Genomic DNA, 16,892 nt, shown 5'->3' on the forward strand with positions numbered 1-16,892 from the left:
ACTCTTTGAAAATCTCTTCAAACCGCAGTCGCTTCACCTTGAATTATATAGGTCAGTCTTATCTACAACCTCAAAGCGGTGTTTTGGGCAATCTGCTACTAGCTTGCTAGTTTCTTCTTTGATTTTCATTCAGTATCTCCTCAATCTTCACAAGGAGGTCTGATTTTTCTAGCGACAAACAGAATAAATAAGTTAGTTCAATGAGCTACCTTCCTTATAGATGAAATTGATATTCATGAAGGAAGTCGCCCTTTATTTTTTGCAAAAGATACTAGTATGAATCTATTTGGGGAATTGAATTTATAAGCTGCTCACTTATACTCTTCGAAAATCAAATTCAAACTGCGTCAACGTCGCCTTGCCGTACTCAAGTACAGCCTGCGGCTAGTTTCCTAGTTTGCTCTTTGATTTTCATTGAGTATTAGTTTTTCTAAAATAATTCTAATCTATTATTCTAGCACTAGTAGACTCTTTGCCTAAATCTCCTTTCTACATCTCGTTTCACCAAGAACTTTTTAAGAGAGAAATACTCTAAATTAGTTTTGTTACCGTTTTCAATTAGAGTATACTTTTTTTTTTTAGTATTTCAAGTCTTTTTCTAATTTGGAATTTAGTTTCAAATCTTTTTAACTATAGCAACTACATTAAAAGTACTTTCAAAAATAAGTAGGTTTCTTGCAAGACCTGTTTCGAGTGGACAAGATAAAAAACAGAAAAAAGAAGAAAGTGTAAAAAACTCAATTTTAGGAGAAAACAAGGTTAATAGTCGCATGATATAATGCAATGATGTAAAAATCGAATAAATTGATTGGAAAATTCAAACTAATTTCTAACAATGATTTAAGAATTGTAGTGTCCTAATATAGATTCACTGCACTATAAAACGCATAGTATCAAGGTTGTTCAATACCTGATACTATGCGTGTTTGTGATTTTTAAGATTTTGTGCTTAGAGTTTTTTAATTCCAAGAATGCCATCTTAACCAGATGGTTTTCTTGTCTATTATTGCTGATCTTACAACAACGCCTCAAACTCAGATACTGACATACCCAACTGCTGACTGGCAACCTCGGAAGTCAGAAGTCCTTGGCGAACCATATCCAGAAAGGCAAAAAGTTTTCCACGTTCAAGTCCTTCTGCCCGACCTCTCTCCAACCCTTTTTCTTCAGCTTGTTCCAAGGCATAGTCCTGTGCTAACAAGGCTTGTTCTTCGCGCATACGTAGTTGACTAAACATTTCCCTATCCTCCTCGGACCAGCTCTTGTAGTCCAGCAGTTGGTCTGCCTGACTGATGGCTCGCTCGGGTTCCTGAGTAAAGGGTTTATTCCCAAAAAACTCCAACCACGGTTTGCGAACCTTATCTTTGCTGGTTTCTCTGTATTTTTTTAATTCCAAGAAAGCCATCTTAACCAGATGGTTTTCCTGACCGTTATTTGTGATGGTTAAGACCTCACCTGTCGTGTCCTCTCGCATGCTGAAACTGTGGAAAGCCAAGTCATCTGAGAAGTAGTTGCTGTCCACAATTGCAATGGCATAAACGGGTGCGATGTGTTTATAACTCTGGTGAGTATCACCTTCTCGTTGGCGAATTTTTTCAAGATTTTGATTGACCTGACTGCATAGGTAAGCCCACAGGCGATTGATGAAAAAATTCTGATGATGGACTTGAATCTCAATGATAACTTGGGTTCCATTATCTAACTCCGCTAAAACATCTATACTGGTATAGAAATCCTGCGCTGAGTACGGCATGGAAGGTAAGACGTGAATATTGCTCCCCTCCAAAATGGTCACATTTTTTGCTGGCAAGTCCAGCATATCGCGGATAAATTGACAAGTGATTTCTGGGTTGCTAAAGATTTTCTTAGCAACCAAGTCATTGGTCGGGCTAATGCCCGGATGTCTTAGAATCATCCTTTTCCTCCTTCTATTATAGCACATTTTTAATCTAGGTTTGCTAGATTCAATGCTTCTATCTATTTATTCGTAAAAGAAAGACAAAAGAAGCGAGAAACTTCAAAACTATTACCCCTAATCACTTTCAAAGAGATGAATTTTACTCATATTATTTATTAAAGACTATATTTTACAAAAAAGATTACAAAATCAACCATTTTAGAGAACTCTTATCACTTCCTAGACTATTAATTCTAATGTTTTTTTATACTACTAGCTTGCTCGTCAATAGGTCGTAAAGCAAAATCAGTTGATCCATTCCCCGTACTCGTTCACTCTATAGCCGTCTGGTGTTAGCGATACGAAATTTTCCTAAACCTTTTAAATATAAAAACATCTTTTTCCTCACTTTAGTTTCTAATACTTATTTATCCAGATATAATAGCTTACAATCTTTTAAAATCTTCAAATAAGTTATGATTATTCCATACTCTTCAAACCATGTCAACCTTGCCGTGCCGTATGTATATGTTACTGACTTCGTCAGTTCTATCTACAACCTCAAAACGGTGTTTTGAGCTGACTTCGTCAGTTTCATCTACAACCTCAAAACGGTATTTTGAGCAGGCTACGGTTAGCTTCCTAATTTGCTCTTTGATTTTTTGAGTATAAGGACATGTTGGATTCTATGTGCTGTATTGTCAACAATACACTCTTCTTCCTGTATATCTACCAACATGATCTACAGAATTTTATTTTACTATAATTTTACCTATATTCCAAGACAAGAAATAAAATAATCAAGAACAAAAACGCATATAACCAATAACTAGCTATATGCATTTTAACACTTAAAGTGAACTGTTAAGTTGCGACTATTAGTATCCAGTCAGAAATATACAGTTTATTTACGACTAGCAAGTCATTTACCCGGCAATAGGAGCTCATCTAAATTGATTTTTTCTTAGAGTAGAAATTTCTACTAAAACTATCTAAATAAACTTTTAATCTCTATGACGGACAAAACGTGTCTCAGTTATTCATCAACATCCAAGGTTCTAGTAGTTGACCCACTCCCCATTGGAGTTAACTTGATAACCATCTACTATAGTATTAACCGCTAATCTTCCGCTTTCATTAACATAGTACCATTTATCTCCAACTTGGAACCATTGATTTACCTTCATTGCACCAGATGATTCCTGATAGTACCAATGGTCTCCATCTTTTATCCAACCAGTTGCCATTGAGCCGTTAGCATTGAGATAGTACCACACACCACTGGATTCAACCCAGCCAGTAGACATTGCTCCACTCTCACTCAAATAATACCATTGATTACCATCTCTAACCCAACCAGTTGCCATCGCACCAGTAGAACTCAAGTAGTACCATTTACCCGCTTCCTGATGCCAGCCTTTCACCACTTCACCAGCAGATGTATAAAAATACCACGCACCATTTTCTTGCTTCCAACCAGTCGTTACTGGAACTTTAATCTCAGTTTTAAGAGGAGTTAAAGTAACATCTCCTACATAAGATTGGAGATAACGAGGAGCAAGAGAAGTAAGAGGAGAGTTTGCTACCATTCTGCCTGAAGGCTCCATAGACACTTGATTCTTCTCTGACTTCCTTTCTGTCATCTCCTCAGATACATCTTCTCTTACTGTATTCATGGTCTCGACAGGATTTTCTTTCGTATCTTCAGGAATTCTACTACCAGCTAGTGTAACTGGTAAATCATGCATACTGTCAATTCTACCGGCCAGTAGACCTGTAATTTCTTGACCTGCATCTTCTTTATTGAAGGTAAAAAGTAGAGTTTTTTGATCTGCCTGGGTCAAGAAGGTAGCTTTGTGTCCATTCGCTAAAGTCAAAGTCGGAATAGAATTCACTAGTACCTCAGAATCAAATTGTATCGCTAAGATACCTTGTTCTGCATCCTCTTCTTCTGTTTCCAATTTACGAACTTCCCTGATAGTTACACTTGTTGGATATACCGGATCTTTTGTTAAAAATTCCCAGTTAAATTTTCTAAATGATAGGGTATAGGCATTTTGTCCTTTTTCAGTATGTTCATACAAGATACCATACTCACCGTTTCCTAATTCTTGAAGCGAATTATAGGCAAACTCTCCTTTTTGAATTGGTCTATGATGTAACCAAGTCAAGTCTCCGTTGTCCTCTACACGAGCCAAATGAGCCATTCCATTCGTCCGTTTAGGTCCTCCTGAATTGGTTAAAATGATGTATTCTTTTCCTTCGTGCATGGTGTGAATAGCAGCCATTTGGACATAAACATCTTTAACCTGATTATATATCTTGATTTCCTTATCCCAAGTTTGCCCACCATCTTTACTTGTGGCAACCTGTAAATCACCCGTTAATCCTCTCATAAAGAGTTTCACATCACCATTATTTAACTGTACAGCAACTGACTCTGTATTTTGGGCAGGACTATTATTCATAGTTGAGGAATGAATTTTTCTTCTGCCTACTGTCCTATCATCATTAACAGCAGCTCCAGCCTGCCATGTTTCTCCATGGTCATCTGAATAAATCAAACGAGAAGACTGAGATCCGCTTAGATGGGAGATAGCGTTGGTGGTATAAGTAGGAACTAGGATACGCCCCTTGTGCTCTCCTGTTCTAAGCACAATTCCTGTACCTGGACCTGTTCCTAAAAATTTCATCCAATCTTGGCGAATTGATGGTGTAATATCTCTTGGTTTCGACCAAGTTTTCCCATCATCATCACTATAGGAAAGCCACAAATAGCTCGTATAGGCTACACGAAATGGATTTTTAGCAGATTGAGCAAAGTAGATATTCCCAAGAAGCTCTTCTCCTTTATAGAGGTCACCCTTATCTCTGTAGGCTTCTTCTTTTGGATCCACTACAACGCGATAATCTGTTTTTTGATTATTTGCATCATATACTTCTCCGTTTTCTCGAACAGTATATGCTTGATTTTCCCCTTGTTTATATAGTAATTGATAGTGCTTGTCTCCAACTTGTTGATAAGCTTTTTGAGGTTTGTTTGGCATTCCAAAGACAGCTCGACCCTCTGGAAACATATCGTAGATTGAAAAAATTCTCTTTGTGGTAGGATCTTGAACCAAGACCATATCAATATTAAGTGGAGATGGTGCCTGCGGATCTTTTGCTTCTGGATTGTCTCGCAGGTTGGTCAAGGTTAAGGTTGGCTGCCAAGTAGTTCCCCCATTCTCACTTCTCCTAACGACCATAGCAATATCTCCCCAGTCAGAATGGTGGAGACGACGCTGATCTGCTCCTGCCAGTAATGTTCCTTTATCCGTACGTAGCAAAGCTGGAATCCGATAACTCTTAATTCCTTCACTATTTGGCTTATCATTGACACCACTCATAAACAACTCTTGCTTCTCTGTCAAGACTGCCCCTTCAGCAAGTGACGGCTCAATATCTGTCACATCAAATAACTGGCTACGTTTTTTGACTTCCTCTGGAGTTAGAGCACGATTGTATACAGTCAGATTACGAATAGAAAGATCTGAGCCCCACTTCAGTTCTCCTGCTCTATTAGTTGCACCTAACTGGAGTTTATCCACATCTGGCATGTCTGCCAGGAATTTTCCTGACTTTTTATTCGTACGAGATAATACACCATTCACATAAAGACGAACCTGACCATTTGGACTATCCTTTCTTGGTCTTTCAACAGTAAAAGTAACCGAATTATACTTGCCTGGTCTAATCTTCAAAGGCGCATCTGTATAACTTCCATAAAATTGACTACCATCAGCTCCACGTCCCTCTATCAAAGCTGTCCCATTATTGATTGCCATTGTAAAGTATTCATTTATTTTAGTTGTACTGGAAGCAGAAAAGAGATTGTAAAAACTAGGACCATCAGCAGCCGGTTTGAACTCCACATGAACAGTTGCATTTTGGAGTCCCTTTACTTTCTCTAATTCATCAGACAAGTCTACTCTTTTTTCGTTTGAATCATTCGTCTCTAAGTCATCTTTTTCTATCACTGTTTCGACATTTTCTAAATCTCGTGCATAGTAATCTCTTGGAATTTTTTCTTCTTGCTTGTCTTCATGTTCTTGCTCATTGCCAGAAAGTTCAGTCTCTGAAACAGACTCTACATGCTCTGCAGGAAGAGTTATATTTTCTCCTTCCTCAGAAGGCTGACTCTTTTCTGTATCAGTTAGGGTTGAGCTCCCCCCCCCGAAAGTTGAGTTTCATTTGCCAGAGGTTGCTCACTTGCCCCTTCTTGAGCTAAAACAGGAGACGTTCCAAATACCACTGCTCCTACAATCATAGAAACCGCTCCTACCGATAGTTTCCTAATGCTATAACGACACTTACGTTCTTGAACACTCCGATTCATACTGATCCTCTCTATATCTATATCCCGATTTCTGAAATAAGACATTTACTCCAGAAAATACACTTAGTTTGTCTTTTCTTAACTTTCTTTTACTACAGTTCATTTAAATGACAAAAATGAACTAAACAAACTATCTCAAATCGGTGTCAATTTTCCCCTCTCCTTTCTCCAATCAGACTCCTGCCAATCTAGTTTATCTACCAGGACACCGCTGCAATTAAACTAAAATATCTCTTTATAAGCAAATTATTGGACATCGGCTTATGCTATTTACATCATACTTTCTGCTCAATCCTTATCGAACACTTTTTCAAATAGCTTTTCGTAGGCATAAATACTTATAGAAATAATGGGAAATATAATCAAGCTTACAATCAGAATCTTATCCAACTTAAAGGGGACAATCCCAAATAAGTGAAGAAATAAATCAATCAGAAAACTATCGAAAAAAACTGTCAAAAGTAGTTCAACTTGTCTTTTTCTCTGCTTTTTTGTCTTGAATGCCTTAAATATCATATTATTCCCCTTTTCTAAGCTTCAATCCCTTCTCTCTATCTGTCATTTCGCATAGCTACTACTATTTTTACAGCAATCTATCTTTAAATATACATAAAGATAAGATTCTATCACTTTTTATAAGTGTTAGCAAATTTATTATACCTCATTTTTAAAACGCTTTCAATGCGGTGTAGTATAATAGATTTTAGTTTCAAGAAACTCTTTTATATAATAATCTCCTTGAAAGTAGTTTCAGCTGAACATTTATAGTTCATAAAAAGAAAACAGAGACTCATCTGTTTTTTATACTCAATGAAGATCAAAGACCAAGCTAGCCGCAGGCCGCTCAAAACACTGTTTTGAGGTTGTAGATAAGACTGACAAAGTCAGCTCAAAACACCGTTTTGAGGTGGCAGATAGAACTGACGAAGTCAGTAACATATATATACGACAAGGCGAAGCTGACGTGGTTTGAAGAGATTTTCGAAGAGTATGAATTTCAAAGTATATATGAACTAGAATATTTGCTGACTAGACTCTATACAAAAAGAGAGCTACTAGGCTCTCTCATTCATCACTTCACATACTTAAAAGGAATTTCACTACCACAAAGCCAGTTGTAGACTTGGTCATTGACAAATACATTCATGGCTTCGTGGGCATACTCAGGCATGATGCGATAGGCTTTATCGCATGTCAGACGGTTGTAAATCGCAAACTGGGTAATAGGATAGCAAACATCATCGTCCAAGCCCGTAATCATCTTAACCTCACCCTTGATACGATGGGCAAGATTTTTCACATCGATATAGGCCAGGGTCGCCATGATTTCCTCCTCTGTTTCATGGAAGGGGTCGTGAAACTTGAAATAACGGAAAAGTTCGTCGTAAGCCTCGCTAGTATTACCAATCTCAAGCACTCGTCTGAAGTCTGACAAGAAGGGATAGATGGCAACTGTTTTCTGAATTCGAGGATTGAGCGCTGCTGCAACCAAGGCCAAAGCCCCTCCTTGCGAGGCACCATAGCTAGAAAGACGCTTCTCATCAACCTGAGACAGACTAGCAACAATTTCGACCAACTGGTAAATATCCAGATAAACATCCTTATAAAAGAGGCGATCCCGACCTTCCACAGCCCCACGGATGATATGCCCCTTAACAGTATTTCCTAGAGGAGAACGCAAGCCGTCTTGCGAATAACCTGACTGGCCCCGCACATCCATGGAGACAACACCGTAACCAGCCACGGTGAAGGCCAGCATGTCGGTCCAGTCCCAGCCACGTCCCATATAACCATGGAAATGGAAGATTAGCGGAACCTTCTCCTCACTCTTTGGAAGAACGACGCGTGCATAGACCTTGCCTTCATTGGTTCCTTCAAAGGTTAACTCATAGCACTTGACTTGAGGAAGGTGGAAATCTCTTTCCTCCAAGTGGTAGGCTGGAAGCGTGGAAACATTTTTCACTTCCTCATCCCAGAAAGCATCAAAGTCTTCTGGAACCTCATCCCTTCCTAGATAAGTCTTAATCTCTTCTAACAAAGTTGGATTTTTCATAGCATGCTCCTTATATTTTGTAATCGCTAGCACCACTGTAGCACATCTAGGGAAGCAATGCAAGAAAGAAGGGTAAATAGAAAGTGAATTTAGATTCTTTACTTTTAGGATGATAGGCTGAAAGTAGTTTTAGAAACAAAAAAAGAGCATTTCGCTCTCTCTTCTGTTTATACTAGTTTTTTGCTTCCTTCTTTTGAAAAGTGGTTTGGTAATTTACTTTAATCGTTACTGTCATGTGAGAGTCCTCGTTTCTTTTTGATGACTCTAGTATAAGGGTCAAATCTGAAAGCTAGCTTAAGTTTTCCTTAGAGAAAGCTTAATCCAGATGTTCTTTCTTTTCCAAATGAAAAGCTATCATGCGCCACTCTGGATCCTCTTGCCAGCCTTCAATAGAACTAATGTAACTAGCAACCTTTCTTGCTTCTTCTAAAATCGGAAAATCTTCGATAATATCAGCTACTTGAAACTCTGGTAGTCCTGACTGTCTGGTTCCAAAAATCTCACCTGAACCACGCATTTTCAAATCTTCCTCCGCAAGGAGAAATCCATTAGTGGTTTCTGTCATGATGCGCATGCGGTCTTTCCCTGACTTGGTCTTGGGATTAGCCACGAGAACAGCATAGGACTGCTTGTCCCCCCGACCAACACGACCTCTGAGCTGATGGAGTTGACTGAGACCAAAACGGTCGGCATCCATGATAATCATAACGGTCGCATTGGGAACATTGACCCCGACCTCGATAACCGTTGTCGAAACTAGAATATCCGTTTTTCTCTCTTTGAACTCCTGCATAATCTGGTCTTTTTCGTCACTCTTCATCTTGCCATGTAGGAGGGCTACTTCTGCCTTGCCAGCAAAATGAGCCGTTAACTCCTCAGATAGAGCAATGGCATTTTTCAAATCCAGAGCTTCTGATTCTTCAATCAAGGGAGAGATGACATAGGCTTGGGAACCTTTTTGGATTTCTCCCTCTAACCAAGTCAAGACCTGTGGTAGTTGCTCATGCTTGATCCAGCGTGTCACAATAGGTTTCCGTCCTGCTGGCATCTGGTCGATAATGGAAACATCCATATCTCCAAAGGCTGTGATGGCCAAGGTTCTTGGTATGGGAGTCGCCGTCATCATGAGGACATCTGGATTGTCTCCTTTTTCCCGTAAAATACGCCTTTGCCCCACACCAAAACGGTGCTGCTCATCGATAATAATCAAACCAAGACGAGCATACTCCACCCCATCCTGTATCAGAGCGTGAGTTCCGATAATCAAATCAGCCTCACCCTTGGCAATAGTCTCCAAGACTTCTCTCTTTTCTGCAGCTTTCAAGGAACCTGTCAAGAGAGCGAGTTTTAGGTCTGGGAATAGACTCTGTAGACTCTCAAAATGTTGCTCTGCGAGAATTTCTGTTGGCACCATGAGAGCAGCCTGATAGCCAGTCGTCACTGCCGCATACATAGCCAAGCCAGCGACGACTGTTTTTCCACTCCCCACATCCCCTTGCAAGAGACGATTCATGTGGTGATCCGACTTCATGTCGATCAAAATTTCTTGCAAACTCTTTTCTTGAGCTGAAGTCAGGGCAAAAGGCAGGCTTTCTTTGACTGCTGTCACTTTTTCCTGAGACCAATCCAGAACCAGACCGCTTCCCTGAACTCTATTTTCAGACTTGAGCGTCTGCAACTGCATTTGAAAATAAAAGAGTTCCTCAAATTTGATACGGCGAAGGGCCTGCTTGTATTCTCCCAAATCCTTGGGGAAATGCATAGCACGAACGGCCTGACAACGGGACATGAGTTTGTATTTGTCCAGCAAAGACTGGGGAAGATTTTCCTCAATCAAGAGGTCCAGTCCCTGATCAAAGGCTGTCTTGATGACCTTGACCAAACTGGCCTGACTGATTCCCTGAGCCAAGCGATAGACAGGTTGGAGGTCATCTTCCACCTGAGCCAGGACCTTCATCCCAGTCAAACTAGCCTTGGCACGGTCCCATTTTCCAAAGACAGCAAGAGTTGCTCCCAACTCTATCTTATCTGCTAGATAGGGCTGGTTAAAGAAATTCACCGCAAAAACAACTTCTCCCTGCTTGAGACTAAAGCGTAGACGATTGCGTTTGAAACCATAATACTGGACACTGGCAGGAGTCACGACTTGACCAGACAGAACTGCCTTTTCCCCGTCTTCCAGTTCCAGCACCTGCTTGGTCTTAAAATCTTCGTAACGGAAAGGAAAGTAGAGCAAGAGATCTTGCAAATTTTCAATTCCTAGTTTGGCGTATTTTTCTGCTGACTTTGGTCCCACACCAGGTAAGACATGCAAGGGTTGATGTAGATTCATGCTCCACTCCTTTCTTTTCTAATAATATTCTCTCGGAATGCGGTCGCTGAGGAGACAAACCACCTCATAGTTAATAGTCCCACGGTAGGCAGCTACCTGAGTTGCAGTGATTTCCTTGTCACCGTTGGAGCCAATCAAAGTTACCTTAGTTCCGAGTGGGTAAGGCTTAGGCAGACGAATGGTGATTTGGTCCATCGAAACCCTGCCGACGATTGGGCAAGCTTGGCCATCTACCAAGACAGAGAAATTTTGCAGGTCTCGTGTCCAACCATCCGCATAGCCGATTGGCACGGTCGCGATGACTTGCTCGCTATCCGCTTGATAGGTCGCTCCATAGCCCATGCAAGCCCCAGCTGGAACTGTCTTGACATGAACTAAAGCAGACTCCAAGGTCAAGGCCGGTATCAAATCATAAGGCAAATCCAAGACCTCTCCGCTAGGATTGAGACCATACATGGCGTCTCCCATACGAACCGCATTGAAAATAGTCTCTGCATGCCAAAGGGTCGTTGCTGAATTACTGGCATGAACCAGCTCTGGAAGACCTTTCATACTTGATAGAATGGTTTTAAACCGTTCTAACTGGGCATTAAAATAGTCATCTGATTCCTCATCAGCAGTAGCAAAGTGGGTAAAAATCCCTTCAACATGCACACCATGTTGTTGGAGCAAGTCTCGAGCCTGATTAGTCTCACGAGCCTCTCTAAAACCAATTCGTCCCATGCCTGAGTCAATCTTGAGATGGACTGTTAAACCTGCTAGATCTTCCTCCCTAGATAAGAGTGCTTGAATCCACTCCAGTCCAGCCACTGTCAAGGTGATATCGTATTCTTTAGCTAGAGCAACAACTTCTAGCTCAGAAACTCCTAAAATGAGGATTGGCTTGCTGAGTCCAGCTTGTCTGAGTTCAATGGCTTCATCGATATTGGAAACGCAAAAGCCATCAACATCATCTTGGATTGCCTTAGCAACGGCAACAGCTCCATGCCCGTAAGCATTGGCCTTGACCACTGCCCACTTGAGTGTCCCATTAGGGATATGAGCCCCCATTTGCTGAATATTGTGTCGAATAGCTCCCAGATGAATCAGAGCCTTGGTTGGTCTATGCGGACTAGCTTTCATGATTTTCCTCCAAAATAACACTGGCTGTCACAAACTGATCGGTATGGCTAATAGACAGCCAAATTTTTCCTGAAAATGATGACTGACTAAAATAAGGCGCCCCGCGTTCATTGTTCAAAACTTCTAAATCCTGAAAACCGAGCTTGCCAATACCCGTTCCCATGGCCTTGGAAAAGGCTTCTTTAGCCGACCAGCGACCAGCCAAATATTCAATCTGCCTGCGCCCTTTAAGACTGTTAAACCGTTCCATTTCCTTAGCGGTCAGCACGCGCTTAGCAAAGCCTTCATGTCGTGTAACTGCGCTTTCTATCGAAGCCAATTCTTCGATGTCAATTCCATGTCCAACTATCATTTTCATCAAAAGGAGTTGAGATTCCCCAACTCCATCCTTTTCACTTATTTTGTCAAGGTAGCATAAATCTCTTCTATCAAAGCCTCTGTATTTTCCCAACCTAGGCAAGGGTCAGTAATAGAGCAACCAAAGACCTCTGGTTGGTTTTGACGACCATCTGCTAGGTAGGATTCAATCATAAAGCCTCGAACCGTCTTTTTGATTTTCTCATTCCAATCACGATTCTGCAAGGTCTGACGAACAATTCGAATCTGCTCCATATACTGCTTGCCGGAGTTATCATGGTTGGTATCAATGAGGATAAAGGGATTTTCAAGTCCCATGGTTTCATAGCGTTCAATGGCTTGAAGTAGGTTTTCATAGTAGTAATTCGGCATATAATTGCCATACTCGTTAACTGCTCCACGGAGGATAACATGGGCCAAAGGATTACCTGATGTCTCAACTTCCTGCCCATGATAAAGGAAGGTTTGCTTGTTTTGAGCAGCATAGATGGCGTTAAACATAACACCCAAATTTCCTGAGGTTGGATTTTTCATCCCGACTGGTGCATCAATCCCTGAAGCCACAAAGCGGTGCTCTTGGTCTTCCACAGAACGAGCTCCAACGGCATGGTAGCTGACCAAGTCATCCACCAAAATCAGATTTGACGGATAAAGCATCTCATCTGCCGTTGTCAAGCCAGTCTCTGTAATCACGCGGTAGTGCAACTGGCGCACAGCCTGCAAACCGTTAATCAGGCTTGGAGCCTTAGAAGTATCTGGCTGGTGCACCAAGCCCTTATAGCCGTCTCCGTTAGTCCGAGGTTTAGCAGTATACACGCGCATAACCATGAAAATCTTGTCCGCTACCTTCTTTTGCAAGGCGGACAAACGGCGGGCATATTCCAAGACAGCTTCTTCATTATCAGAAGAGCAAGGACCAATCACCAAGAGGATACGGTCATCTTCCCCTGAAATAATGTCTGCCAATTCCCTGTCACGGCTTTCCTTGAGTCTCAAGGCTTCCGCAGACAATTGGGTTTCAGCCTTGATGACTTCCATATCGATTTCTTGACCTTTTTCAATAAATACCATCTTATTCTCCTAACGTTTTGTAAATTTCTCTGACAAGAGCTTCTGTGTTATCCCAACCCAGGCAAGGGTCTGTTATAGACTTGCCAAATACTTCCGGTTCGTTTTGACGACCGTCTTCTAGATAAGACTCAATCATAAAACCACGAACGAACTGCTTGATTTTTTCATTCCAAGCACGGTTAATCAAGGTCTGGCGGACAATTCGAATCTGATCCATGTATTGCTTACCAGAGTTGTCATGATTGGTATCAATGATGATAAAAGGATTTTCCAAGCTCATTTTCTCATACTGGGCAATGGTCTCAATTAAATTGTCATAATAGTAGTTGGGAATATTTTTTCCATATTCATTAAGAGCACCGCGAAGAATAGCGTGTGAAAGCGGATTACCAGTTGTTTCCACTTCTTTTCCTAGGAAAAGGAAGCTTTGTTTGTTTTGAGCAGCATAAATCCCATTAAACATAACATTGAGATTTCCAGAGGTTGGATTTTTAAAACCAGTCGAAAATCCTGCCCCACTTGCCACAAAGCGGTGTTGCTGGTCTTCAACTGAACGGGCACCAACCGCCATATAAGAAATCAAATCATCTACAAGCGGCAGATTTTCAGGATAAAGCATTTCATCAGCTGTTGTCATGCCTGTTTCTGTGATGACACGATAGTGAAGATGGCGCACAGCTTTGATTCCGTTGATGAGGCTTGGTGCTTCTGTCGCGTTAGGCTGGTGAATCAAGCCCTTGTATCCATCTCCGTTGGTACGGGGTTTGGCAGTATAAACACGCATAACCATAAAGATACGGTCTGCTACTTTTTCTTGCAAAGCTGCCAAACGCTTAGCGTACTCAAGAACAGCTTCTTCATTGTCAGATGAGCATGGCCCGATTACCAAGAGAATTCGCTGGTCTTCTCCACGTATAATGGCTTCTAGCTCTTGATCACGCTGTGATTTTCTCTCCAAAGCTTGGCCTTCTAATTTTGATAAGGCACGAACTTCTTCAATATTGATTTTAGGACTTTTTGCTGTAAATACCATAACTCATCTCCTTATAAAGCAAACGGATACCAAGTAAAAATTTACTTTTCACAAGGTATCCGCCTCTAAACTATCTCATTTTATTGTCTTTTACCGTGACAGTTTTTAAACTTCTTACCAGAACCACATGGGCAAAGTTCATTGCGTCCAATCTGGCTCAAATCCAAATCTTCTGGCATACTTGCTTGGTGAGCAGCGATATTGCGAGTCGCTGTTGTACTGATATGGCGTTCTGCCTGTGGTCTTTCTTGTTCATGAATTTGTGCTTTCATCATCAAGCGTGTCACATCAAACTCAATCGAACCAATCATGTCATTAAACATACGGAAACCTTCTGCCTGATACTCAACAACAGGGTTGTTCTGAGCATAGCCACGAAGTCCAACCGCGTTACGCAATTGATCAAGGGCATCGATATGATCTGTCCACTTGTTATCCACCACTCGTAGAATCAAGACTTTTTGGAATTCTTTAACTGCTTCTTCATCACGTAGTTTTGAAACCTGACTATCGTAAACCTTCAAGGCACGTTGGAAAAGTTCTTCCTTGATGGCCTTATCAGACAAGCCTGACAAGTCGTCCATCGTAATTGAATCTTCTGGAAGCAAGTTGTACTTAGCAAAGTTCAAAATCGCCTCTAGTTTTTCATCTTGTTTGGCACGCGCATGACCATCAACGACACGTTCAATCGTGCGTTTGATCATAGACTGAATTTCAGGTGCCAAGTCACGGTCTGCAGTGATGACATCGTAACGTTGAGCATAGATAATCTCACGTTGTTCACGCATGACGTCATCGTATTGAAGGACTTGTTTACGGGTATCGTAGTTATTTCCTTCGACACGTTTTTGCGCTGCTTCAACCTGACGCGTCAACATACGAGACTCAATCGCCTCTTCAGACATATTGAGACGTTCAAAAATTCCCTTCAAGCGTTCAGAACCAAAACGTTTCATCAAGTCATCTTCAAGAGAGAGGTAGAATTGTGACTCACCTGGGTCTCCTTGACGACCTGAACGTCCACGAAGCTGGTTATCGATACGACGACTTTCATGACGTTCTGTACCAATCACACAAAGTCCACCCAATTCACGAACCCCTTCACCAAGCTTGATGTCGGTACCACGACCGGCCATGTTGGTTGCGATAGTAACAGCACCACGTTGACCAGCATTCATGATGATTTGGGCTTCTCTATAGTGGTTTTTGGCATTCAAGACTTCGTGAGGAACGCCAGCTGCGACTAATTTCTTAGAAATGTAGTCACTAGTTTCAACCGCTACTGTACCAACCAAGACAGGCTGACCTTTTTGGTAACGAGCCTTAACGTCTTCGACAACCGCCTTAAACTTAGCCTCGATACTTGCATAAAGAAGGTCTGAGTGGTCAATACGTTGAACAGGACGGTTGGTTGGGATTGGAATAACACGAATGTTGTAGATTTCACGGAATTCTTCTTCCTCCGTCTTACCTGTACCCGTCATACCAGACAATTTCTTGTACATACGGAAAAGGTTTTGGTAGGTGATTGAGGCAGATGTCTTGGTTTCATCCTGGATTGGCACACCTTCTTTGGCTTCAATAGCTTGGTGCAAGCCATCAGAATAACGACGACCTTCCATGGTACGACCTGTAAATTGGTCAACGATCAAGATTTCTTGCTCTTCGCTCACCACATAGTCAATATCGAGAAGCATGATATAGTTGGCACGAAGGGCGTTATCAATAAAGTGAGTCAGAGCTACATTTTCGATGTCATAGAGATTTTCAAGTTTGAAGTAGCTTTCAGCCTTGTCAATCCCTGAATCAGACAAACCAATAGTCTTAGACTGCACATCGATGATGTAGTCGTCTTTGTCCAAAGATTTCACATAGTGGTCTGCCATGTGGTAGAGCTGACTGGTTTCAACTGCGTTAGCACCTGATACGATCAAAGGTGTACGGGCCTCATCAATCAAGATTGAGTCAACCTCATCGACCAAGGCATAGTTAAGCGGACGTTGTACCATGTTTTCAGCGCGGACGACCATGTTGTCACGAAGGTAGTCAAATCCGATTTCTGAGTTAGTTGAGTAGGTAATGTCACACTCATAGGCTTCTTTTTTCTCCATTGGAGATTTGGCAGCCAAGTTAATCCCTACTGACAAGCCAAGCCATGAGTACAATTCACCCATTTCAGTCGCGTCACGTTCTGACAGGTATTCATTGACCGTAACTACGTGAACCCCTTTACCTGAAAGGGCATTGAGGTATACCGGCATAGTCGCAGTCAAGGTTTTCCCTTCCCCTGTACGCATTTCTGGCACGTCACCATGGTGAAGAACGATTCCCCCCATGACCTGAACCTTATATGGGAAGAGGCCTAGGACACGTTTGGCACCCTCACGGACAACCGCAAATGCTTCATAAAGCAATGAATCCAGTGATTCTCCATTTTGATAACGTTCTTTAAATTCAACTGTTTTTGCTTTTAGTTGGTCATCAGTCAAAGCAGCCATTTGGTCTTCGTATTTGAAAACCTTGTCAGCCATCTTTTCCAGACGACGGATTTCTCCTTTATCATTTTCGATAATTGTTTTTAAAATATTAGCCATGTTTTTCCTTACTTTAAATTCCGAATATTTTAGAATGTTCTTTTAATTTTAGCAC

General features: G+C 41.4%; 11 protein-coding genes. All 11 read right to left on the reverse strand.

The genetic code is table 11. From position 1 onward, the window contains the following. Positions 1-1,015 precede the first annotated feature (1,015 nt). The 11 genes from HT685_RS03395 to secA all read right to left on the reverse strand — a co-directional run bounded on the left by HT685_RS03395 (position 1,016) and on the right by secA (position 16,837). Positions 1,016-1,915 (reverse strand): Rpn family recombination-promoting nuclease/putative transposase, encoded by a 900-nt coding sequence (locus HT685_RS03395; RefSeq protein ID WP_173225679.1) that lies wholly within the window; start codon positions 1,913-1,915, stop codon positions 1,016-1,018. A gap of 1,040 nt (positions 1,916-2,955) precedes the next feature. Then, complete coding sequence (locus HT685_RS03400) at positions 2,956-5,916, reverse strand: sialidase domain-containing protein (protein WP_345789532.1); 2,961 nt, start codon at positions 5,914-5,916, stop codon at positions 2,956-2,958. Between the two features lie 176 nt (positions 5,917-6,092). Further along, positions 6,093-6,275, reverse strand: coding sequence for a YSIRK-type signal peptide-containing protein (locus HT685_RS10065; protein WP_172930636.1), 183 nt, complete (start codon positions 6,273-6,275; stop codon positions 6,093-6,095). 288 nt (positions 6,276-6,563) lie between these two features. Continuing rightward, entirely contained in the window at positions 6,564-6,791 is a 228-nt protein-coding gene (locus HT685_RS03410) for a hypothetical protein (RefSeq protein ID WP_050234264.1), read from the reverse strand. A gap of 556 nt (positions 6,792-7,347) precedes the next feature. Further along, positions 7,348-8,328, reverse strand: a complete 981-nt coding sequence (locus tag HT685_RS03415) for an acetylxylan esterase (RefSeq protein WP_173225674.1) — start codon at positions 8,326-8,328, stop codon at positions 7,348-7,350. Between the two features lie 316 nt (positions 8,329-8,644). Continuing rightward, positions 8,645-10,660, reverse strand: coding sequence for an ATP-dependent DNA helicase RecG (gene recG / locus HT685_RS03420; protein WP_173225671.1), 2,016 nt, complete (start codon positions 10,658-10,660; stop codon positions 8,645-8,647). 18 nt (positions 10,661-10,678) lie between these two features. After that, positions 10,679-11,782 (reverse strand): alanine racemase, encoded by a 1,104-nt coding sequence (gene alr / locus HT685_RS03425; protein WP_173225668.1) that lies wholly within the window; start codon positions 11,780-11,782, stop codon positions 10,679-10,681. Further along, positions 11,772-12,134 carry a holo-ACP synthase gene (gene acpS, locus HT685_RS03430; protein ID WP_240148097.1) on the reverse strand — a complete coding sequence of 121 codons (363 nt, stop codon included), beginning with the start codon at positions 12,132-12,134 and terminating at the stop codon, positions 11,772-11,774. Before acpS ends, alr begins: the two co-directional genes overlap by 11 nt. A 44-nt stretch (positions 12,135-12,178) precedes the next feature. After that, on the reverse strand, positions 12,179-13,210 hold the full coding sequence (locus tag HT685_RS03435) for a 3-deoxy-7-phosphoheptulonate synthase (RefSeq protein ID WP_173225662.1): 1,032 nt from the start codon (positions 13,208-13,210) through the stop codon (positions 12,179-12,181). A gap of 1 nt (position 13,211) precedes the next feature. Next, on the reverse strand, positions 13,212-14,243 hold the full coding sequence (locus HT685_RS03440) for a 3-deoxy-7-phosphoheptulonate synthase (RefSeq protein ID WP_173225660.1): 1,032 nt from the start codon (positions 14,241-14,243) through the stop codon (positions 13,212-13,214). A gap of 80 nt (positions 14,244-14,323) precedes the next feature. Then, a complete protein-coding gene (gene secA / locus HT685_RS03445; protein WP_173251543.1) occupies positions 14,324-16,837 on the reverse strand; it encodes a preprotein translocase subunit SecA in 2,514 nt (837 codons plus the stop codon). Positions 16,838-16,892: the final 55 nt, after the last annotated feature.

Source organism: Streptococcus sp. 5004 (assembly GCF_013276755.1).
In the GTDB taxonomy this organism is placed as follows: Bacteria; Bacillota; Bacilli; order Lactobacillales; family Streptococcaceae; genus Streptococcus.

Coding starts and splice junctions, on each gene's coding strand:
- HT685_RS03395 (WP_173225679.1), bottom strand. CDS start 1,915: ATGATTCTAAGACATCCGGGCATTAGCCCGACCAATGACTTGGTTGCT.
- HT685_RS10065 (WP_172930636.1), bottom strand. CDS start 6,275: ATGAATCGGAGTGTTCAAGAACGTAAGTGTCGTTATAGCATTAGGAAA.
- HT685_RS03410 (WP_050234264.1), bottom strand. CDS start 6,791: ATGATATTTAAGGCATTCAAGACAAAAAAGCAGAGAAAAAGACAAGTT.
- HT685_RS03415 (WP_173225674.1), bottom strand. CDS start 8,328: ATGAAAAATCCAACTTTGTTAGAAGAGATTAAGACTTATCTAGGAAGG.
- recG (WP_173225671.1), bottom strand. CDS start 10,660: ATGAATCTACATCAACCCTTGCATGTCTTACCTGGTGTGGGACCAAAG.
- alr (WP_173225668.1), bottom strand. CDS start 11,782: ATGAAAGCTAGTCCGCATAGACCAACCAAGGCTCTGATTCATCTGGGA.
- acpS (WP_240148097.1), bottom strand. CDS start 12,134: ATGATAGTTGGACATGGAATTGACATCGAAGAATTGGCTTCGATAGAA.
- HT685_RS03435 (WP_173225662.1), bottom strand. CDS start 13,210: ATGGTATTTATTGAAAAAGGTCAAGAAATCGATATGGAAGTCATCAAG.
- HT685_RS03440 (WP_173225660.1), bottom strand. CDS start 14,243: ATGGTATTTACAGCAAAAAGTCCTAAAATCAATATTGAAGAAGTTCGT.
- secA (WP_173251543.1), bottom strand. CDS start 16,837: ATGGCTAATATTTTAAAAACAATTATCGAAAATGATAAAGGAGAAATC.